This window comes from Parashewanella curva, from assembly GCF_003675895.1.
Classification (GTDB): Bacteria; Pseudomonadota; Gammaproteobacteria; order Enterobacterales; family Shewanellaceae; genus Parashewanella; species Parashewanella curva.
The window spans coordinates 1-526 of sequence record NZ_ML014978.1; the positions used below are offsets into that span (position 1 = coordinate 1).

General features: G+C 39.4%; 1 protein-coding gene. It reads right to left on the minus strand.

Features of this window, described 5'->3' with window-relative positions:
* Nucleotides 1-485 (minus strand): transposase (locus D5018_RS21515; RefSeq protein WP_416351558.1); only part of this gene is annotated, 485 nt, incomplete at its 3' end.
* Between the last annotated feature and the right edge of the window lie 41 nt (nucleotides 486-526).

Sequence of the window (526 nt, forward strand, 5' to 3'; positions counted from 1 at the left end):
TTTCTTGAGTCACAAACTCTGCTGATGTCATCATTCTGCTTAGCATGTAGAAGCAAGCAAAACCTCAACCCTGTAAGATGAATTGAAGCAATATAAGCACTGTAATGACGACTTTGCTCGCTCAAAAGGCCAAGATGCTGTTTGGCTTCTTTAAAGTACACTTCGATCCCCCAACGCAAAGCGTAAATCTCAAGAATTTTTTCATCGCTTAGCGAAGCGTCTGTGCTTAAAAATAGTGCCCAATCATGTTTACCTGCTTTTTTCTTCTCAGGATTAACACCTCGACAAAAAACCAGTTTTACCTTAACCCAATTCGGCTTATCTTTTGCCTTTTCCGTTAGATTCAACTCAACGACAATGGACTTTGTTTGATAAGGTAGCCTTGCAAGTTTTTTCCATTGTCCTTTGACTTGAGTTTTGAAGAGTTCGGCGGCAGTACACTCAGATTTATCCGCTAAACGGTACTTCATTTTGCTTTTTTTCATTCTGAGAATAGCCGTTAACTCATGTTCAAGTGTCATACTAA